Origin of the sequence: Streptococcus mitis, assembly GCF_019929545.1 — a bacterium.
Lineage (GTDB): Bacteria > Bacillota > Bacilli > Lactobacillales > Streptococcaceae > Streptococcus > Streptococcus mitis_BU.
On record NZ_JAHZPT010000008.1, the window covers coordinates 1 to 19326 of the forward strand.

The following is a 19326-nucleotide window of genomic DNA, read 5'->3' on the forward strand; positions in this document are numbered from 1 at the left end:
TGAATGTGCCAACTAAATGAGACACATACAGTTGATTTTTTCTTTTGTGATAAGAGTGGAGTTTTTAGAGGTGCCCACTAATATCAAAAGAGTTTATTACCTTCTTAAATTCATCAAATGTCCAAAATTTTGTATCAGGGTGCTTTCCTCTAGGATTATCTAATCCTTTAAAAGGAACTCTATCAATATAACCCAATCTTTCTGCATAGCCCAGACACGCTTTAAATCTAGACCACATATTTTTAGCATAGTTACTAGAATACTTGTCTATAATAGCTAAGCGAAATCTTTCACAGTCAATAGTACTAATATCTGATAATTTTTTACTACCAAATTGCTTAATAAATAACTGATGATGTGGTAAAGCGGTCTGATAAGTTACAAATTGAACTTTTTGTTGATAATATTTTAAATAAATCTCTTCCATAAACTCTCTAAAAGTTAGAAAACTATTATTAATAGTAGAGTTCACAAATTCATGTTTTAAACGAAGTATCTCTTCATAAGCTTCCTTAAAAGAATTAAACGGTAGTCCCTGTTGATTTTTCCTTCCTTTCTTTTGAATTCTTTTCCCAGTTATTGGATCAACTCCTAATTCAATTTGAAAGTAAATTTTTCCTTTTGAATCTTTGTATACACCTTTATATTTCTTTGTCTTTGATATAACCATTTTTCTCACCTTCTATATCTGAAAAAGAAATACCAATTAAATTTTCTACAATATTTTTAGGAGCAATGCCTAACCTTTTATTATCGAAAGGTGAACAACCTAATTGTACCGCATTCTTATCATTTTTTCTAGCTTCTTCAAACTTTTTTACAGCAATTTTTTTTGCTTGTCTAATAATATTTCTCGATGTGTGCTCTGGAAAACCAATCGCAACTAAATCTTTATAGTTTACTGTTTCCATGATTTTACTACTTCCTTTCTTAGATTTTTTCACCTCCATGGCATGACTGATGAAGTCATCATAAGAATTTCACTTGCTGCTCTTTTACGGTGGCAGCCTGAACGGTCAGAAGTATCATTGTATATCATTTGTATCATGGCATATAAAGTATCGCTCTATTTTATTGATGGTTTTAATATCGCTCTTATCATGGCGAGCCATTCAAAACTGCTCCACAAATGAGGAAAGTACCATTTTGGACTATTCAATTGTCAATGTGCTTTCTTAACCTAATACTTTTTAGAGTAATAGTCTTCTTTATTATCCACTCGACCTACAAGGTAATCTAAACTTACATTATAAAAATCTGCAAGTTTGATAAGGTCATCTATAGAGATTAACCTGGTACCTGATTCCATTTTAGAATACGCTGATCTTGTACAATTTAAGATTGTTTTTGCAACATATTCTTGTGTCAAATCATCATCCTCGCGTAAATCTCTAATCCTTTTCAACATCCAATGTCTCCTAAAACAAGTATAATATAGTTATTTTCTTATTTTTAAATATGTGACAAATTGGAACATGAAACTATTCTAGATATACTTTTTAGGAAATTGTTTACTCTATATGTATCTCATTTTCCTTGATAGATTTCGTATTTTTTGTTTTCTGGTAGTTCTTTATCGTACGATTAAACATCTCAAATAAATTTATAGCTTCCCTATGTTGTTCCTTCAGTTTTTCAAGCCTTCCTTTATAAATGAACAAATCTTTCTCTATTGTGTCCACTGATATTTTGACATTAATATTATCTTCTAAATTTCCTGAACCATTTTCCATATCATTCAACAATATTTCCTCTAAACTAGACAAATTATCAATTTTATCTTGGACTTGTTGAATCATATTCTCTAGATATGATATTTGGTCAATGAAATCTTTTGTTATGTCTTCATAAGTATTCGAACTAGTTTCTGAAGATATAAGAAAATCTAATTGTTCTATTTTTTCTTTAATTTTGCTAAGAGGAATTCTTCTATACATATACTGCGATTCATACTGAAGATTAAATTGTCTAATCAAAGTTTTACCTTTCATAAAGCGATTTTTTTCTGCTGAATCTTTATGATATACATAGTAAGAACTAGTTTCTCTGAGAAATACTTTAACTTTTTCTTCTTCCATATTGATTTGAATATTTGGTACAAAAATAAGTCCTTCTTGTCGGATTCCAAACTGTACCTTAATGTAAATTCCATCTTCTACCACTTCTTCAACTTGATTAAGATTCAACTCTACTTCAAACTCATGAACAGCATCCCTATTTCTCTTGAAATCTTGATATGATTTCCATATCCCATCTTCTGTCGGCAACTTTTTTTCTTTAATTAGCTTTTCTTCATTGTAACGTTCAACTAAATTTTTATTATCTAAGACAACAGTTTCATTTTTGTTATTAAAATAGTCTTGAAAATAACTAACACTATACTGATTCGTTTTTACCAATTCCTGCTCTGAAATCTTAATCCCATCAAATTCAAATAGAACATGTTTTGCTTTCGGAATTATTTTTAAGCCCAAAAATTCTGCTCGTTGAATCAATTCATTCATATTCTTCATTTTCGGAAGTAAAAATTCTAAGATGTTTATGATTTCCCTTTGAACAAACTTTTTCTTAAAATAAGTTTCATTATAAGGTTGTTTTCTACTCAATTTACTATCACGTACGACTTGTTTCATATTTGAATCAGTCATAAAATAAGTAACATGCTTGTGTCTAAAATCAATTTTTAAATGTAAAGCTTTTGCTTTTTTCTTGAAATCTTCAAAATTTTTCGAGTTCTCGATTAGAAAATATACTCGTTGTTTTATTTCGTATTTGTAATTTGTTTTTCGATAAACTTCATACTGATGATGAGAATAACGATTTTCTATAATTTTTGCGCCTACAATTTTTGAAAGACGATCTGAAACCATTCTTAGATTACGTTCTGCTTTATAATCCCATAGAAACTTTTTATCAGAATTCTTATCAATTGAATTTAGTATGATGTGATTGTGGATATGATCTTTATCAACATGAGTTGCCACGATAAATCGAAATCTACCACCTGTTAACTCTTTAACTGTCTCATAACCAATCTGATTGATTTGTTCTGGAGTAAGATGGTCATCTGGAGAAAAGGACTGAATGATATGATGAGAATGAATTTTTCTTTGATTTGCTTCTTGCCTATCATGACGAATTTCATAAAGAGTATCATTGCTTAAAAAATTATCATTGTACATCTTCACTAGTTCTTTATAACTAGGAAAATCTAAATAATTTCTCATGCCAAAATCTGAAACTAGTGTTAGGTTTTTTGTTTTACTTGGATTCAAAATATATTTGATTAGTTTACTACGATAATTTTTTCCATGTATCGCAAAGTGTTTAGTGACGACCATAAAATTTCCTCAATTTTTCAGATTGGATAAGAAAATCTTTCTCCACTTCTACTATTAACTCTTCTATACCTTTTCTCAATTCATCTAATTCAACTTCCGTTATTAAGTTCGAATAATTTATGCTTCTGGCGATTTGATTAATATTATTTCCTATTCGTTTTAATTCAAAAATTAAATCTTGATAACTATTCGTATCAATGGTGATGAAATTCATACCAGGATCTAATAGAGTTCGTCTAGCATATTCTGAAAAGGATAAGCAGTTACTTTTTGAGATATTTTCATTTAATTTGACTAATTCGAGATCAGATAAAAAGACTTTTTTTAAATTTGTTCTATATCGGTGTTCCACTCTACCACCTCATGTATTTGTTACTAAAATCTTCACTAAGAGGACTTGTTTTTTCTACCTCTTTAATTAATTCTTGAATACAAGTTAACAGAATAGAAACATGTTCTTGAGTAACCTGATGATTTATTTTAGCAATTATTAATATTTCATGAACATCACGGCTAATTTGTTCCAACTTTTGATTTTTCCAAATGTTGAACCATTTTTCCATCTGTTTTTGTCCATCAGACAATAGTAAGCTTTTACGGAGAAAATCAGAAAAATTATCCTCTCCTTTCTCTCTCATTAAATCTAATATTTGTTTTTCTTCCGTTTCTGTTAAGCGAAATTGTTTCCGAATACTACGTATATCTCTTTTCATATGACTTTTCCTCCCTCATTGATACCTGTACTGACAATGTAAGCTTACAGACACTGTCAGTATATTTTTCAAAATAGATTCAACATTTTTGTAAGGCTTTGCGAGCTCAGATATTGTGTCCACAATATCCCAAAAATCATATCGCCTGCCATTTCAAACCTCACGGTTTAAAAAACAAACGATATGAAAATGTGGTGGCACGCCCCCAAACCCCCAAGATAAATCTAAATTAAAAAAAGTATAACAAATACTTTTTGATAAAATTATCACAGAAAAAAGAGCCCTATCGGACTCTTACAAATTAAAACAATGTCTCTGATATTCATACTGCCTAATCCCACTACTATCTTTGTTCATCTTGATAGAAAAAACAAAGTAATGATCACGATTGTCTAAAGATTTGCTTTTGTTTAATTTAAAATAATGTTTCTGAGACATAGCCATGGTGCGTAAAATATCATCAGTGATAAATGTTAATGGTATATCTAAAGCAGAATACTTGTAAAAATCTGACTCAAACCTTAAATAAGAATCAGAAAAATAATCTAGCTGTAATTTATCATCATATAATTCTTTACGATTCATATAAATCTACCCCTTCTATCTGTATATCGAGTATATCTCCCCATCTTAATCGAAGAAAACCAGAGTCTGATTTAATGGATATAGACTCTCTCCCAATCTCTTTAACAATACCCGATACTACTTTTCTTCTATTTGAGAGCTTACAAACAAAAGTTGCTGGGAATACATTCGTATAAAGTTGACGAACAAATAGAACTTTCTCTTCCATTGATAGGGAAATGGAGATGTCTTCTCTATTTTTTTCTTCCCAAAGAGAACTGGAATGTTCTGACAAAAAGAATCCCATCCACTTAGCCATCCCACGGTCTTGATACTCTCTTGCAGACAAAAAAGGTAAATAAGAACGATTCATCATTTTAGTCCATCTAATCCTCCAGCTGAATGACCACCAATGAGTTTACTTCTTGCGATTGTTCTAGAAGCTTGATCCAGGGCATTCCCTTTCAATAGTGAAGTAAAACCAAATTCTGTTCGAATAGCATCAATTGCGGACTGGAGCCTTTCTTCTTTTTCTATTTTCTCAACATCATCAAATAATGAAATCAATCCAAATGATTCATCTACTAAACCTGAATAGCTCACTGCAACACTTCTGATAGCTCCTGAAGTATATTTAGTGTGAAATAACTTTAAAACATAGTTTGTAAGTAGTGCTGTTTGATTGGTTGGTTCAATCTTCATTTGAGTATGAATAGATCGTTTCTGTTCCACTTTAGAATACCCTAAGTGTATAGAAACTACAGTTGCTTTCTTACCAGCTCTTCTCAATCTAACTGCAACTTGTTCTGCCATCTCACGAAGTATGATTTCAATATCTCTTTGTTTGACATAATCTCTAGGTAAAACTTGAGAGTTCCCTATTCCTTTTGACTTTGGCTTATAAGGTTTATGAACATTACTTTCATCAATCCCATTAGCATGAAACCATAACTCTAAGCCCATGATACCAAGCTCTTTTTTAATCAAGTCAGGATTAGCCTTAGCTAATTCTTTAATCGAAAAGATACCTAAACTATGTAATCTCTTCTCCATCCGATTCCCAATTCCCCAGAAATCTGTCATTTTAGGGATAGACCATACTTTCTTTTCAACATCTTCATAGGACCAATTGGCTCTCATTGTCGGAGTCTTTTTAGCTTCATTATCTAGTGCTAACTTTGCTAATAAGGGATTGGCATTAGACATACCAACCGTTGAATAGATTCCTGTTTTTCTCCAAATCTTTTTTTGAATAGCAGCTGAGATGATGTCTAACTTATCTTTTCGACTAATACTTTTATCAGGCACAAAATAATTTAATGAACTTGTTAAATCAATAAAACCTTCATCAATTGAGTAGGGATAAATATCGTCTGGTGCTGCAAAATCTTGAAAGATTTTTTGAATCTCCATATTGACTGCAATATAAGTATCCATTCTCGGAGGAACAATCACTGTTGATTTTGCCCACTCTTCTATATAACGGACATAGTCTATCGTTGTCGGTAACCCTTGCTTTCTAGCATTATAGTAAGAGAACTTTCTAGTCTTTACATCAAATGGTAAATCATAGGAACGTCCAACATTTGATTTCCCAAATACCTTCTTAAACATAGGAGAGGAGGCAAGAATTAAACCCGCAGAATTATCTGCACGACTCATAACACAAAGTGAAGTCTTAAGTGGATGCAGGCCTCTATCTACACATTCTACACTTGCGTAAAAAGATTTCATATCAATAAAGGCAATGTCGCTTTTAGGTTCGAGACTATAATCAAACCAAGTCATACTCAGTCCTCTAAAGGCATAAAGTTTCCAACAATTTTCCCTATGATACGAGGATTCTCATCATAAGGCGCAAACTTATCTGAATAGTTTCGATTGAGTGAAACTAAACGAAGTCCATTTTCTTCACGATACACTTTCTTGATATAGGTTTGACCATCCCAATCGATGGCATAGATAGCTCCATCATAATCAAATCCTGTTTGCTTAATAAGGGCTACAGAACCATTTTCATATGTCGGTTCCATTGAATTACCAAACACCCATGATGCAAAGTCATAATCAAATTGATGATTGAAGTAAACTGTATCGTAATTACCATCATCAAAGTAAGCTGTTCCTGTACCAGCTGATAATTTTTCATAGACCTTATAAGCAAATCGTTCAGAAACTTCTACAACTTTAGAGTTTTGATTGTTCAATAATTCTTTTGCATAATGAAGTGTCGCTTTTTGATTCTTTTCAGTTAGCTTGAGATAAGTTTCAACTATTTCATACTCTGATTCAAAATATCGAGGATCAACATTCAAAATCTGACTCAATTTGGTTAGATTGTTTTGATTAGGCTTTGTTTTACCTAATTCCCAATTAAAGTATGAAGCTCTACTGATTCCCAAACTGGATGCAAGTTGAGATTGTGATAACCCCTGACTTTCTCTTTTTTCTTTTAATTTAATAGGTGAAAACATTTGTTCTCCTTTTGTAAGTTTATTAACTAACAAAAGAATACCATAGCTGCTGGAAAAAATCAAGAGTTTAATAATCCCCAAGATTTAAAATAATCATAAACTACTCTAAATTCGTACTTATATTGTTAGGAAATCATCACTGAAGAATGCTAAAACTTTTGAAAAAATATGAAGAACAAGAAGATAGAGAATATAAAAAAGGATCGTTATTTTTTAATTGACGATCCAATAGACTTTATTTTAAAAATCTAACTCTACAAACCATTTCGATTAGTTAAATCTTTCAATCTTTCTTCTCCTGATTTAAGCATATCCTTCTCTACTTGATTCCATTCTCCAAATAGTAAGTCATGAAGAACGGTTGCTGCTGAAGTTGTATTTTCTTTTGAATCATATACACAACTTCTATCTCGTTGGTAAATTTGAATTCTTTCAAAGATAGCTAGTTCTTCCAATTGTCGTGTATTATCAACTAGATGATTTACAATGAAATCATGATGTTCTTTTGGAGTTGCGCGTGCTTGATTTGGATTGATAGCGTACAGTTCTTCGTATCGAATAAGAGTGCTCAGATAGGACAGCTTAGGCTTTGTTGCGATTATGGCTAATTGTACTTCATATCCCTTATTTGTCAAGAGTTGTGCCGTTTTCTTTGGAACATCAATTGTTCGTAAAGTTCCCTCAATCAAAAGATTGTATCCCAAATGACTCAATTCAGTTACTAAAGACTCTACCATTTTACCTGCAAAATCTTTGGTGTATTCAACGCTATCTTTGCCATATTCTTGCTGCAGTTCTAAATAGTGTGGATGCTGAGAACGAAAACTATCGCCATCTATGATAACAATATTTCCTTGAAATTCTTTCTGTTTAATACGATGAATTGTAGTCTTACCAGCACCACTTTGCCCTCCAAGCAAAATCGCTATAGGTTGCTTACTGGACTTTTTTCCTCTTGTCAGTGAGCGAATGTTCCGCTCTAAAGCATGTTTGAATTCACTATCGGTATAATCTTGGATTTCCATTAGGCTACCATCCGTTTTTCAGATATCTCTAACATACGTTCAATTCCATCCAAATAACCGCTATATCTCTCTATTTCATCAAAAGTTTCTACTAAATAGATATTCGTATGAATCAAGTCAGATAGATCATCACTCATTAAAATCCAAGGATTAGATTCATCATCAATGCTAATTCCCTGACTATCTTGATAACGATAGAGTCGAGATAGTAGATTAGCACCTCTTTCTTTCACAATTTCAATTTTTAAAGTCAATTCATAATCTTCAACAGGATTCAGCATTTTATCTTCCCCTACAATATCGACATAAGATACATTAAACTTCTGGCAGATGATATCTATTAGTTCCGTAGAGACTGAACTAGTGCCATTTTCATAACGACTCAAGCTATTGCGAGAAATTCCTATAATTCGGGCAAATTCGGGTTGTGTTAAGTCAAGTGTTTTACGTAAGGATTTTATGTTCTTTCCAATCATGGCAAACTCCTTTATTTTTCTAAATCCATTATAGCATAAAAAAGAATAATGCACCAAATTTGGTGCGTTATTGACTATTTTTCCTAAATCTCTCTAAATTCTTCTCCAATTGTTCCTTATGAAGTTGATTCTTAGCTTCCTTTAATGTGTCGTCCAATGTTTCTTCCCTATAAATTGATTCTGTTTTTAGTTGTTCTGATTCTTGTTCTGGAGTGAAAATGATATCTAGCAGTCGGTCTATTTTTTCAAGATCTTGGACAGACATATCAGATAGTCGATGAATTAGCTTCTTAAATACATCACTATTGTCTTGATTTTTCTTAAAAAATGTTGTAAACATCTATAACCTCTCAAAAAAAGCAGCCTATCAGGACTGCTTAGTGTAATTCGGAAATCGCATCGTAAATGGACTGCAATTTCTTATTGTCTTTATTCTTTGTGTCAATCAACGTATGTAGCTCTTCAATTTTCTTTTGACTACTTTGAATATCGCTATTGTTATCCGCAATCAGTCTTTTAAGATGTTGCTGATAACTTGTAGTGATATCTGTCTCTTTTCCTGTTCTAACCTCTGTAACTTTGGGTTTAGAACTAGAATTTGATTCCGTCACAGGTGCTTGTTTACGCTTTTGAAAAGCTGCTTCATAATTTACATCATTACCTCCTTGATGATTACCAAATAAGGCCGCAATTTTATCTGGATCTTCTTGATTTTCTGATTTACTTTCTAATGGTTGATTAAAATTCCAATCTTTTGTCATTCACTCATTTCATCCTTTCTAAATTCAGAATCATCGAATTGTCTTTCTCTACCGAAGGCATGGTCAAGAGCTTCTTCAAAACTCATGTGACTAATGCTTTGACGTCTTTTGAACGTCGCAAACATCGCTGTCTCCAGTTGCTCTTTGTAAGCAGCTAGTTTTTCTGTCTCTCTTGCTACCTTACTTTCTTGCCTAGTGACCTTTTCTTCTAAGCGTTCAATAATGGTCATATACGATCCTCCTTCATTCTAATATTAGCTAAAACGTCTTGATTTTGTTATCACAATTCTAAACATTGAGAGGTTTGTCTTACTGGTTGATTCCTCAATGTATCTTTTGCATTCTCGATCATCAATTGTAAATCTGATTTCTTTTCTCTAAGGACATCATTCCAGTCTACTTTTTCTTTCCCAGATTCATTATCAGGTAAATCCAGGAAAACAGGAAATCCTGATTGAGATAACTTATCAGAAAAATCTTTTCCTGCATCATCACAATCTACCGCAAGTGTCAATAAATCAGGATGATTATCAAAATAGCTGGTGGTATCACGAATTGTATTGATTAAAGGCAATAACTTTGAAGGTATTACTGTATCCAAAAATTCCAACTTCTGATTTTCTTCAGCTATCAGTCGTAAAGTTTGATAAGCAACAACAGACCTTTTTAATCCTTCCATAGATACCAAGCGAACATCTGATAGACTTTGTTGATGCAGTTCGTAATAGCTCATCAAGTCGATGAACGATTCACAAAAGACCAGTCTATTTGGTTTACCAATGTCAAAGGATATTCCAATATGTCCATGGCTTCCTTTTAGAATCGTTTTTAACCTCTTTCTAGAAAGAGCGGGATTCTTATAAATCCCTTGTAAGCTTGCTGCCTGCAGCTTGTGACGATGATCAAAGCTTTTAAAAACAATAACAGGTTCAACAGTTTCATTTGTTTTCCAACTAGCTTGTGCTATCAAACCTTGTTGAATTATCTTTTGTATAATTTCGTCTGAAATTCCTCTACATTCTGTTAAGTAATATCTGGCCAGACTACAGTTAGAATCTTCTACTCTCTTTAAAGGATAATAAAATGGTCTCTCTCTTTTTTCTTGAACAGCTTCTTTTTGAAAAGGTTCTTCAGAAAGAAAGGATAGAGCTTCTTTAAAGGAAATTCCCTGAACAAGTCGAACAAAATCAATGACATCACCTTGAATATCTCTTGAAAACCATTTAAAAGTATTGGTAGTTGAAAAAATCCGAAATGAATCGTGTTCAGGATGTTCATAGACACTGCTAGAAACTTGTTTAAAGGAGATACCTAAACGACTTGCTACATCAAGAATTGAAATTTGCTTACATTCTTCTATTTCCATGCAATATCATCATTTTGTCGTAGTATTTGGCAGTGATGGAACAGATGAGGATTCTTCCAAAGTTTTGGGAGTGGCCTTATCTAAATCATCTAACCCAGATTTCCAAACCTGCACTTGATTGACCAATAACTTACCAGGTAGTTTAGAATAGGACAATTTAACAGTTCTTGTTTCTGTCTGATTGGTCTTTGATTGGTTGGCATTCTTTAAATCAGATACATAGGTTACATTATAAGAGACCATGGCAATGGCTTGATTCGTAGTCTGATTGACAAAGATATCAGCTTTTTCAAAATGATAATCCAAAATATAGTCCTTATACACTTGGTTCATGGCATCGTTTTGACTTGTCAATTCTTGAGAATAAGCCGATTCAGTCATATAAGGTTGAATGCGTGTATTATTTTCTCCTAGTTTTTCTTTCGTATAGTACTGAGTCAAAAATTCTTTTACAGTATCCGATGACAAAATGCTGGCTTTATCTTCTGCTTGTTTGTCCTCTACAAGTTTAGCTGCAGCCAATTCGATTTCTTTGCGACTTTGTTTAGCAGTAGAATGTTGACCAGCAGTATATCCCATCATGAGAATAAAGCTAGTTGCGGCTACTGCTCCAACACTAATTAAGGCTTTAGTTTTGACTTTATTTAACATCTTAGACCTTCTTTCTATAAAAACTAGGTCAAGAATAACAAAAAGAACTTGTAAGTTTTATCACATCACAACGAAAGGTAATTCCTACATTTCAGGCGAAAAATCGTACAGTTCAGAGAAAAATATCAAAATTAGCTGTCTTCAGTTTATAATATAAATATGAACAAATTAAAAGAAGAAAATTTGAGAAGAGCTCTTTCTCATATTGAACGCCATAAACAAGCCATAAATACAAGTAATAATAGTGAGGATAATGATTTTCATAAATTATTACTCCAATTTAGCTATGATGTATATGAAAGAATCAAGGCAAATAAAAAACCCTATCCGAATTTAGATTCAGATAAAGTTTTTTAACCATCTAACAAGTTTACATACTTTCCTTAGTTTTGGAGTTTATGAAACGCCAACTGAATCCTAGAACCAACATCAGATTGATGAAAAGGTACACAGCCGTAAAACTAGTTAAACCATGTTGCCTGATATCATCAAAGTATAAAGTCGGTTCAGTAAAGAACAAATAAATTCCATAGACCTCCACGAAAATAAGAAAACTGATAAAACCAATAAGGAAAAGTCCACTGGCAATAAGAAAGAGTCTCCATAAAAGAATGAGAATTCCTCCTACTGCTAAAAAAATTACTGGGATAAGGAGTAAATCATTCATGACTTTCTCCTTCCTAATCAATCAATTGACGATAATGGGTGGCAAGAGAGGAATCAAATTCCTCTAGCTTTTGAACTAAGTCCAAATACTCCTCTTTTTCATGCTCTTCAAAGTCCACACCTCGATGATTCTGAAGAGAGATTTCCAATTGGCTAGTGAGTTCTCGTATAGAAAAGCTGTAATCCCCCGTCACTTCCTCATAATGTTCTTTTAACTCCTTGTAGGCTTGGTATTCTTCAGGCGTTTGAAATCCCTGTACCAAAGCCTCTTCTAATTGATAATAGGTATCTTCCATCATAATCGTTACCTCGTTTCTTTCTATCTTTATTCTACCGCGCTTTTCATTTCTTGTCCGCTATTTGTATCTATTTTTTAATCCAATTCAAAAGAAAGTTGTTCCTGTTTTTCGTTTCCTTTTTCATGGAATTGTCTTAAGGCTTGATCTATAATATCTAAATCCGTTTCTGTTTCAATCAATGGCGCGAGTACATCGTATTCGGCCTTTTTAGTTTGATAATCCTCTTCCTTTGGAAAATTTTTCTCAATTTCTACCTCAGCAGTAGTCCATTTATCCTTTAATTCATCTAATAAGTTCTGAGTTTTCACTTGGTCCTCTTTAATATGATCAATCGTATGTTGGAGCCTTTGAATTGTCCCCAAAGGAGAATACAAATCTAAACTGACAGAATATTGATTTTCTCCTACAATCTTAACAGAGAAGGTTTCAGGAAGAGGTTGATTTGTTGGAAGACTAAGCATTTTAATGTCAAATCCTCGATAACTTGCCAGGGTACGGAATTCTTTGCTGTCAGATTGATTATGACGGATAAGACGGTGTAGGGATTCCCCTGCTTCAGCTCGTTGGTCAAAAGCTTGCTTGCCTATCGTCATAGAAAATGCCTGGTCTTTCGACATTTCAGACTGTTGAATGTCGCCTTCATACTTGCTTAATCGTTTCTCAAGAATGGGCATATTTTCTTCACAGTAAGAGATTGTATGACGATAGTGATCCTTGCTGCGTTGAAAGGCGCGTCTTTGATTTTCTAATAGAGTTAGATCATTCTCTAGTTCCATCTTATATTTGAGATAAGGATTACCTGTTGCTAGTGCCTTAAAATCAGAAGCTGTCATAGTCTGCTCATCAATGTCTTCTGCAGCACGAATCGGCTCCTTAGAAGTCATAATTTGCTTAATATAACGGAGTTTGTTCTCCTGAGTTGCCCATAGATAATTATCAAACGAACCTTTGGTAATATAGTGGTAAATATCCACTTCCTTGTTTTCATTTCCCTGTCGGATAATCCGTCCATTGCGCTGCTGAATGTCACTTGGTCTCCACGGTACATCCAGATGATGAACTGCTTTCATCTTGCTCTGAACATTTAAACCTGTTCCTCCTTTTTCAGTTGAGGCAAGGAGAATCCGCACCTCTCCTGCATTGACCTTTCGAGACAAACTATTCTTCTTTTCATCACTATTGGCATCATGTACAAAGGCAATTTCCTTACTAGGGACTCCTCTATCAACTAATAAAGCCTTAATCTCAGAATAAACATCAAAGCCATTATCTTTTTTCTTAGGTGTGCCAATATCTGAAAAAATCATCTGAGTAGCCTTATTTTCCATTCCCTCACGATAAATTCTTTCAACATTATCCACTACCTGAAGCAGTTTATGATTATCTGCTAGACTATAACTAGAGTCCAATAAACGCATATCAATTGCTAGTTTTCGTGCCTCACCCGTAATTTTTAACATGTTATCCTGACTCGGATCAACTGTTCCACATTTGACCATATCTGACCTCATAACCAATTCTTCTAGATAGAGTTTCTGGTTTTCAGTTAACTCACTCTCAATAGGGATAATATGAGCTTCTGGAACAGGTAAATCCAACATATCTTATGTTTGAATGTCGGCTGTTTCTTTATAGATTTTCATCAACTCAGGTAGATTGACAAACTTTTTAAATCGTTTCTTAGGTTGGTACTTATCCCCTGTAGGAGCTAATTCCATAGAGTTTTGAATTTCTCCAAAAGCACCTACCCAAGAGTCAAAATAATCAACTTGATAGCGTTTTAAGATATCCGGTTGAATGTAGTTCATCATAGTATACAACTCACTAATAGAATTGGAAACAGGTGTTCCTGTCGCAAAGACAATATTTTTAAAATCATGTTCTTCCTGAATCTGTCGAACCTTCATCTCCATATCCACATTCTTCTTAGAAGTTGTATTAGTAATCCCTGCTACATTCCCAAGTCCAGTAATTGGACGAATATTTTTAAAGTGATGTGCTTCATCCACAAAGAGAAAATCAATTCCTAAGTTCTCAAAATCAATAAAACTATCACGATTAAAGCGTTGGAGTTCTTCCAATTGTTTCTCTAGACCACTTATTGATTGCTCCGCTTCTTTAACGGTATACTTGTTTTCAGAATGTGTTTTAATCTCTCGTAGTTCATTGAGTTTATCCTCAATATAGTTCATCTGTCTTTCTTTACTGACAGGGATTTTTTCAAATTGAGAATCCCCAATGACAATGGCATCGTAATCTCCTGTAATAATACGTGACACAAATTGTTTTCTTCTCGCCTTCACAAAATCTTTCTTAGTAGTCACAAAGACCTTTTTAGTAGGGAAAAATTTCATGATCTCTTGGCCAAATTGAGCAGACAAACTAGAGGGCACCACATACAAGGGCTTATGAACCATCCCCAACTCCTTTAATTTAAACCCAGCACCAAGCATGGTCAAGGTCTTTCCTGAACCTACCTCATGAGCTAATAAAGCTCTTTTTTCTTCTACGATTCTTTGAATGGCATTCTCTTGATGAGGGCGAAGGCTGATGTTTTGTGCCAAGCCATCAATGACTAGATGGCTACCGTCATACTCTCGACTAACTGTTCGATTATAAAGACGATTATAGCTTTCCTCAATGACTTGTTGGACTTCTGGATACCGTGAGACAAATTCTTGAAAGAGCTCTTGTAAATGCTGCTCTTTCGCTCTTAGAACAGAAGTTTTTTCCAAATCTGTGATGGTCTTTTTCTTTTCTCCTTCCGTAATAGTCATGGTAATAGTAGGTTGGTTCGAATTAAGTAAATTCTCAAAAATCTTTCTTCCTGTATCATAACGTGACCCACTGACTCCAAGACTACTATCTTTGGCACTTGGATAGCGATAAGCAAATGATGTCCTTAAATGAACCTGCCCATCAACAGGATTCACTTCAATGACTTGTTCTACATCAGGCGAAGACAATTCAAATTCACGATTGGTAAAACATTCAAAGGCAAATTTACCATAAACGGATTGAGGGATCCAACGTGACCCTATTTTGAACTCAATATCTGCCAGATGAATCCGCGGAGGGCGAACAGATTCTAACAAATCTAAAGCGTGGTTCCAATCATATTCTTGGTTGTTTTCCTCCACTAATAGTTGAACTACTTCTATCTTGTTGAGAATATCTCCTGACAAAAACTGGTTCTTAGAAAGATATTTTCTTTCTCCTCTTAAATATCTTTCGGGATCTATTAAAATCTGGTCACCTAACTCATCTAAAATAGCAGCTTGGCTATGTTCGGGATAAATTGATACCATATAGTCTAAATCAACCCCTCTACCATCCGATAAACTAGAGTTTAAGGCATCTAGAGCAGTTGAAACTCTTGCAATCACTCTCTCTGGCCTAACCAATGCTTTCTCAAAGGCTAAAGATTTTTTATATTTTACTTTCTGATCTTTAGAATCAATGTATTCATCTTCTAAACTTGCTAGTAAAGAATACTTATCGTCACTATCAAATAAGTTCCGATTAACGGAGGCATTCAAGTATCCAAATTGACTTACAAAGCGGTCATAGTCACGATTGAGTTTACTAAGTAATACCTGAAAATCTGTCCGACTATAATCTTGATGACGTTGAATTTCAATTAAGGATTGATAGGTCTCTCTCAAATCAACCATGCCCTTAATGCGACCAATATCCTTATCCGATAAGGGACTTTCATAAAAGACAGTTTTTTTGAACAGTCCCTTATATTTCCCTCTTTTACTCGCTTCTTCTGACTTGTAAACATCTAGTGCTTCCTCATCTGTCAAATGAAGTTGCACAAATCGATCTATTTTATGTTCAGACAAAGAACTGTCCCAAGCTTTAAAATCTCCATTCTCATCTACATAATAACTAATTTCGTCTACTTTTGAACTGTTCCGAATGCCATGCGTATCTCGGTAATAAATTTGATTTCCCTCGTATCCAAAAGAATAGAGCGCTAAGTCCTCACGTATACGACTTGGGATAGAATTATCCACTTCTTCTTGGATAAAAACAGGTGCTTTCAAAGAATTGTCAATTTGTTTAAGTGCTTCCACATTCTCTAATGCTTTCATTATGTCAGTAGCTAATGTTTCTGATACCCCCTTAACATTGAGAGTACCTCCATTAAAATTACGTACCTCATATTCACCCAAAACTTGTGTATTGTATTTCCCATCAAAATATGGATTGATCCAGACACGCTTATCCTCCTCAAAGGGAATAGAACCATTAAAAACAAGTTCCTCTTCATTAAGATTCTTTGCTTGGTCCTTTTGAAAGAAGAGGAGATCTGTAGTCACTCGGGTACCTGCAATCTTTTTAAAAGCCGTATCTGGCAACCGAACTCCCCCTAAAAAATGAGTGTTGGATTTAATCTCTTGTAAGACATTATCTGTCCGCTTATCCATTGTGCCAATAGATGAGATAATCGACACTTGTCCTCCGTCTCTTACTAAATCAAGTGAGTGTTTGACAAAGTAGTCGTGAATCATATAAGGTTTATCATAGTTTTTATCGGCAATGCGAAAATTTCCAAAAGGAACATTCGTTAAGACTAAATCAAAACTATTATTTTGATAGGGAACTTCTTCAAATCCTCGCACTTCAATATGGGTATTGGGGTGGAGTTGTTTTGCGATTGCGCCTGTCACACTGTCTAATTCAACCCCATAGAGTTCTGATTTATCTCGTATACTTCTAGGCATAGCCGCAAAGAAGTTCCCAGTTCCCATAGAAGGATCTAATATCCTTCCTCCCTCAAAACCATCATCCAGTAACTTTTGCCAAATCTGGCGAATAATCATTGGGTCTGTATAATAGGCTGTGAGAGAACTTTGTTTCATAGTGGAGTATTCTGATTTACTTACTAAACTCTTAAGAGTTAAACGTTCTGTTTCATACTTTGGATTGAGTTCATCAAAAAATTCATTGGCAAGGCCACCCCATCCGACATACTTGGCTAGTAGTTCTTGTTCTTCTGGATTTGCTTGTCGTCTCTCTTTTTCTAATCTTTTAACAAGTTCAATTGCGGCGATATTCGTTTCAATTTTTTCTCGATTTGTCTTAGGATAAAAGTCCTCTAAATCATCTGGAAAAACAAAATCTTGAACAGGAATATCCAACTCTTCTACACTTGAAATAAGTGGTGTTGATTCTGTTTCCTTATCTTTTTCCTTTTCTTCTTCCAGGTAGGAAAACAAATCTATTTCCTGATTTTCACTTGATGAATCAATCTCAATCTCTGAATCTTCTTTTTCAAGTTCTACGATAGACAATACTTGTTCAATCTCTTCTAAACTGTTCAAGTATAAGATAGGACTTTCTTCAAATAACTGGTTGGAATCATTGAATAGCTCTAGGCGAACTAAGTTATTTAACTGTGCATTTTCAATCGAAACCAACTGAAATACTTGTCCTTTATAACTTACTTGTGAACCGATTGGATATTTCCTCAAAGCTTCTTCTACAATTTTATCGACATTAGAAAAAGAGTTCGTTTCTTCCGTTTCCTGTTCAACATCACTTGAAGGAGACAAAGATTCCTCTACTTGATTAGACTTTTTTCTTATAGCCTTTACTTCATCAAAATGAGTAATAATCTTCAGCTTTTGTGTCAGTGGGAGTTGTGTGTAGTTTTCTTCATGATGGACAAGATCCGTCACGGTATCTAAAGTAGCCATCAATTCTGAACCCAAATAAGCTAGAACATCTCCCTCTTTTTCTTCAAAATGAATCTCAATAACTTCTTTTTTAAGCTCTTTTGAGTCAACCATTAGAAGAAATTCCTCTATATCTCTACTAATACGGTCAGATAGATTATTCGCAACCCGATAGACATTGACTAAATTGACATCCTGATTTTGATGAAATACAAGCTCACTTAATGGTTCTAACTTCTCTTTTCCAGATTGGATGTGAAATCGAGTGGAAAGGTTATAGGTTGCGACTTCTAGCACCAAGTTTTTCTCCCAATTGCTTAATTGAGATAATTTATCTAGACCTGCTTGTCCAAAATTTCTTGTGTAACTTTCTAGATCTTGGTCATTATTTTCAGAACTGGCCTCTAGGAAAGAAATAATATCTTGATGAAATGAATAGACATGAGGTATCTCTTTTATCTTGCCCTCTTCAGCCAAAAAACTCTCTACCAAGTCTTGCCATTTCTCATCAAAATGTTGCGCTTGATAACGAAGAAATAGGCCCATTTTCTCCCTATCTTTTGGAATTGTTCCACGAAACATAGCCAATAATTGCATTACTTCCATACTCGCTCCTTTCATCTATACGAAAATAGGAGAATCACATGATTCCCCTACAACTCTATCTCCATTTCAACCTCTTGAGGACTGCTTTCTAAATCACTAGACAAAAGAGAAACGGCATCTGTTCTCATGTAGTAAGTATATAAGTCTTCTAGGTCTTGTTGGTTTTCAATCCCTGTTTCAATACTAATCAGAGCCTGTATAAATTCCTTGTAGTGACTCTCCATCATATCTGAAATCTTTTGTTTCATTTCCATAAATACTGAAGACGGTTCAGTTATACTTGTTTGGCCCATGTCTTGTAAATCCTTTTCTAAGGGATTGGTTCCTTCTTCTACTTCTACTAAATCTGAACGACCATCACCATCAGAATCTGCGCTAAGAGGATTGGTTCCTAGCGTCAATTCTTGAGCATCAGTTAGTCCATCTTGATCCGAATCACGTTGATAAATGGCTTCCATATACTTCCTTCTTTCCTAGTTAATCTTTTTTCACTCCAATCCTATCAAATATTCCTTGAAAGAAGTATCACAACAAAAAAAGAGAACGAGCCAAAACTGCGTTCTCCTTAAAATGTAAAACATTACTATTAAAGTAAAAAAGACGACTTACAGAACCTGTAAGCCACCTAGTCAGTCGGTTTATTCTGGTGTCTACCACCGCTTGGCCCTTGAGATTTCAAAAACTCATAAATATGTTT

At 34.0% G+C, this 19326-nt stretch carries 20 protein-coding genes and 2 pseudogenes; 1 reads left to right on the forward strand and 21 read right to left on the reverse strand.

Annotated elements, in window-relative coordinates; genetic code table 11:
- Window positions 1–76: 76 nt before the first annotated feature.
- The 17 genes and pseudogenes from K1I71_RS03855 to K1I71_RS03935 form a co-directional block, all read right to left on the reverse strand.
- Window positions 77–670: pseudogene (locus K1I71_RS03855) on the reverse strand (tyrosine-type recombinase/integrase); the annotation flags it as partial.
- Window positions 642–911 (reverse strand): DUF3173 family protein, encoded by a 270-nt coding sequence (locus tag K1I71_RS03860; protein ID WP_000450956.1) that lies wholly within the window; start codon window positions 909–911, stop codon window positions 642–644. The pseudogene K1I71_RS03855 and the gene K1I71_RS03860, both read right to left, overlap by 29 nt.
- Window positions 912–1180: 269 nt before the next feature.
- A complete protein-coding gene (locus K1I71_RS03865; RefSeq protein ID WP_020998542.1) occupies window positions 1181–1408 on the reverse strand; it encodes a helix-turn-helix domain-containing protein in 228 nt (75 codons plus the stop codon).
- A gap of 103 nt (window positions 1409–1511) precedes the next feature.
- Window positions 1512–3341 carry an SAG1250 family conjugative relaxase gene (locus tag K1I71_RS03870; RefSeq protein ID WP_125353084.1) on the reverse strand — a complete coding sequence of 610 codons (1830 nt, stop codon included), beginning with the start codon at window positions 3339–3341 and terminating at the stop codon, window positions 1512–1514.
- Window positions 3328–3693, reverse strand: a complete 366-nt coding sequence (locus K1I71_RS03875) for a MobC family plasmid mobilization relaxosome protein (protein ID WP_048773374.1) — start codon at window positions 3691–3693, stop codon at window positions 3328–3330. The genes K1I71_RS03870 and K1I71_RS03875 overlap by 14 nt, the downstream gene beginning before the upstream one ends.
- A 1-nt stretch (window position 3694) precedes the next feature.
- On the reverse strand, window positions 3695–4054 hold the full coding sequence (locus K1I71_RS03880) for an SAG1252 family conjugative relaxosome accessory protein (protein ID WP_048773372.1): 360 nt from the start codon (window positions 4052–4054) through the stop codon (window positions 3695–3697).
- Window positions 4055–4348: 294 nt separating this feature from the next.
- Window positions 4349–4639, reverse strand: a complete 291-nt coding sequence (locus K1I71_RS03885) for a DUF5960 family protein (RefSeq protein ID WP_001080187.1) — start codon at window positions 4637–4639, stop codon at window positions 4349–4351.
- Entirely contained in the window at window positions 4629–4994 is a 366-nt protein-coding gene (locus K1I71_RS03890) for a hypothetical protein (RefSeq protein ID WP_048773369.1), read from the reverse strand. Before K1I71_RS03890 ends, K1I71_RS03885 begins: the two co-directional genes overlap by 11 nt.
- Complete coding sequence (locus tag K1I71_RS03895; protein ID WP_125353086.1) at window positions 4991–6406, reverse strand: Y-family DNA polymerase; 1416 nt, start codon at window positions 6404–6406, stop codon at window positions 4991–4993. Before K1I71_RS03895 ends, K1I71_RS03890 begins: the two co-directional genes overlap by 4 nt.
- 2 nt (window positions 6407–6408) lie before the next feature.
- Complete coding sequence (locus tag K1I71_RS03900) at window positions 6409–7092, reverse strand: LexA family transcriptional regulator (protein WP_048773364.1); 684 nt, start codon at window positions 7090–7092, stop codon at window positions 6409–6411.
- 254 nt (window positions 7093–7346) lie between these two features.
- Window positions 7347–8117 (reverse strand): type II toxin-antitoxin system toxin PezT, encoded by a 771-nt coding sequence (gene pezT, locus K1I71_RS03905; protein ID WP_223330269.1) that lies wholly within the window; start codon window positions 8115–8117, stop codon window positions 7347–7349.
- Window positions 8117–8608 carry a type II toxin-antitoxin system antitoxin PezA gene (gene pezA, locus K1I71_RS03910; RefSeq protein ID WP_317628051.1) on the reverse strand — a complete coding sequence of 164 codons (492 nt, stop codon included), beginning with the start codon at window positions 8606–8608 and terminating at the stop codon, window positions 8117–8119. Before pezA ends, pezT begins: the two co-directional genes overlap by 1 nt.
- A 52-nt stretch (window positions 8609–8660) precedes the next feature.
- Window positions 8661–8933, reverse strand: coding sequence for a hypothetical protein (locus K1I71_RS03915; RefSeq protein ID WP_048773358.1), 273 nt, complete (start codon window positions 8931–8933; stop codon window positions 8661–8663).
- Between the two features lie 37 nt (window positions 8934–8970).
- Window positions 8971–9354, reverse strand: coding sequence for a DUF5945 family protein (locus K1I71_RS03920; RefSeq protein ID WP_002933294.1), 384 nt, complete (start codon window positions 9352–9354; stop codon window positions 8971–8973).
- Window positions 9351–9584: a DUF5965 family protein gene (locus K1I71_RS03925; RefSeq protein WP_000152422.1), complete on the reverse strand. Its 234-nt coding sequence runs from the start codon at window positions 9582–9584 to the stop codon at window positions 9351–9353. The genes K1I71_RS03920 and K1I71_RS03925 overlap by 4 nt, the downstream gene beginning before the upstream one ends.
- Window positions 9585–9634: 50 nt before the next feature.
- A complete protein-coding gene (locus K1I71_RS03930) occupies window positions 9635–10720 on the reverse strand; it encodes a toprim domain-containing protein (RefSeq protein ID WP_048773356.1) in 1086 nt (361 codons plus the stop codon).
- Window positions 10721–10729: 9 nt separating this feature from the next.
- The gene (locus K1I71_RS03935) at window positions 10730–11371 is read right to left on the reverse strand and encodes a hypothetical protein (RefSeq protein WP_000933084.1); all 642 of its coding nucleotides are present in this window, start codon (window positions 11369–11371) and stop codon (window positions 10730–10732) included.
- Window positions 11372–11530: 159 nt separating this feature from the next.
- Between K1I71_RS03935 and K1I71_RS03940 the strand changes: the two genes are divergently transcribed.
- Entirely contained in the window at window positions 11531–11728 is a 198-nt protein-coding gene (locus K1I71_RS03940) for a hypothetical protein (RefSeq protein ID WP_001841477.1), read from the forward strand.
- A 13-nt stretch (window positions 11729–11741) separates the two neighbouring features.
- Here K1I71_RS03940 and K1I71_RS03945 read toward each other — a convergent pair whose 3' ends face one another.
- The 4 genes and pseudogenes from K1I71_RS03945 to K1I71_RS03960 form a co-directional block, all read right to left on the reverse strand.
- Window positions 11742–12038: a DUF5966 family protein gene (locus K1I71_RS03945; RefSeq protein ID WP_000998893.1), complete on the reverse strand. Its 297-nt coding sequence runs from the start codon at window positions 12036–12038 to the stop codon at window positions 11742–11744.
- A 13-nt stretch (window positions 12039–12051) separates the two neighbouring features.
- On the reverse strand, window positions 12052–12336 hold the full coding sequence (locus K1I71_RS03950; RefSeq protein WP_000969636.1) for a DUF5962 family protein: 285 nt from the start codon (window positions 12334–12336) through the stop codon (window positions 12052–12054).
- A gap of 74 nt (window positions 12337–12410) precedes the next feature.
- Window positions 12411–18629: pseudogene (locus K1I71_RS03955) on the reverse strand (DEAD/DEAH box helicase family protein).
- Between the two features lie 47 nt (window positions 18630–18676).
- Window positions 18677–19087, reverse strand: a complete 411-nt coding sequence (locus K1I71_RS03960; protein WP_223330271.1) for a thrombospondin type 3 repeat-containing protein — start codon at window positions 19085–19087, stop codon at window positions 18677–18679.
- Between the last annotated feature and the right edge of the window lie 239 nt (window positions 19088–19326).

Bases quoted from the DNA above. Each gene is read 5' to 3' on its own strand.
- K1I71_RS03935 (WP_000933084.1), bottom strand. From the start codon at position 11,371: ATGTTAAATAAAGTCAAAACTAAAGCCTTAATTAGTGTTGGAGCAGTA.
- K1I71_RS03950 (WP_000969636.1), bottom strand. From the start codon at position 12,336: ATGATGGAAGATACCTATTATCAATTAGAAGAGGCTTTGGTACAGGGA.
- K1I71_RS03920 (WP_002933294.1), bottom strand. From the start codon at position 9,354: ATGACAAAAGATTGGAATTTTAATCAACCATTAGAAAGTAAATCAGAA.
- K1I71_RS03890 (WP_048773369.1), bottom strand. From the start codon at position 4,994: ATGATGAATCGTTCTTATTTACCTTTTTTGTCTGCAAGAGAGTATCAA.
- K1I71_RS03900 (WP_048773364.1), bottom strand. From the start codon at position 7,092: ATGTTTTCACCTATTAAATTAAAAGAAAAAAGAGAAAGTCAGGGGTTA.
- K1I71_RS03895 (WP_125353086.1), bottom strand. From the start codon at position 6,406: ATGACTTGGTTTGATTATAGTCTCGAACCTAAAAGCGACATTGCCTTT.
- K1I71_RS03940 (WP_001841477.1), top strand. From the start codon at position 11,531: ATGAACAAATTAAAAGAAGAAAATTTGAGAAGAGCTCTTTCTCATATT.
- K1I71_RS03945 (WP_000998893.1), bottom strand. From the start codon at position 12,038: ATGAATGATTTACTCCTTATCCCAGTAATTTTTTTAGCAGTAGGAGGA.
- K1I71_RS03860 (WP_000450956.1), bottom strand. From the start codon at position 911: ATGGAAACAGTAAACTATAAAGATTTAGTTGCGATTGGTTTTCCAGAG.
- K1I71_RS03960 (WP_223330271.1), bottom strand. From the start codon at position 19,087: ATGGAAGCCATTTATCAACGTGATTCGGATCAAGATGGACTAACTGAT.
- K1I71_RS03925 (WP_000152422.1), bottom strand. From the start codon at position 9,584: ATGACCATTATTGAACGCTTAGAAGAAAAGGTCACTAGGCAAGAAAGT.
- pezT (WP_223330269.1), bottom strand. From the start codon at position 8,117: ATGGAAATCCAAGATTATACCGATAGTGAATTCAAACATGCTTTAGAG.
- K1I71_RS03930 (WP_048773356.1), bottom strand. From the start codon at position 10,720: ATGGAAATAGAAGAATGTAAGCAAATTTCAATTCTTGATGTAGCAAGT.
- K1I71_RS03880 (WP_048773372.1), bottom strand. From the start codon at position 4,054: ATGAAAAGAGATATACGTAGTATTCGGAAACAATTTCGCTTAACAGAA.
- K1I71_RS03865 (WP_020998542.1), bottom strand. From the start codon at position 1,408: ATGTTGAAAAGGATTAGAGATTTACGCGAGGATGATGATTTGACACAA.
- K1I71_RS03885 (WP_001080187.1), bottom strand. From the start codon at position 4,639: ATGAATCGTAAAGAATTATATGATGATAAATTACAGCTAGATTATTTT.
- K1I71_RS03870 (WP_125353084.1), bottom strand. From the start codon at position 3,341: ATGGTCGTCACTAAACACTTTGCGATACATGGAAAAAATTATCGTAGT.
- K1I71_RS03915 (WP_048773358.1), bottom strand. From the start codon at position 8,933: ATGTTTACAACATTTTTTAAGAAAAATCAAGACAATAGTGATGTATTT.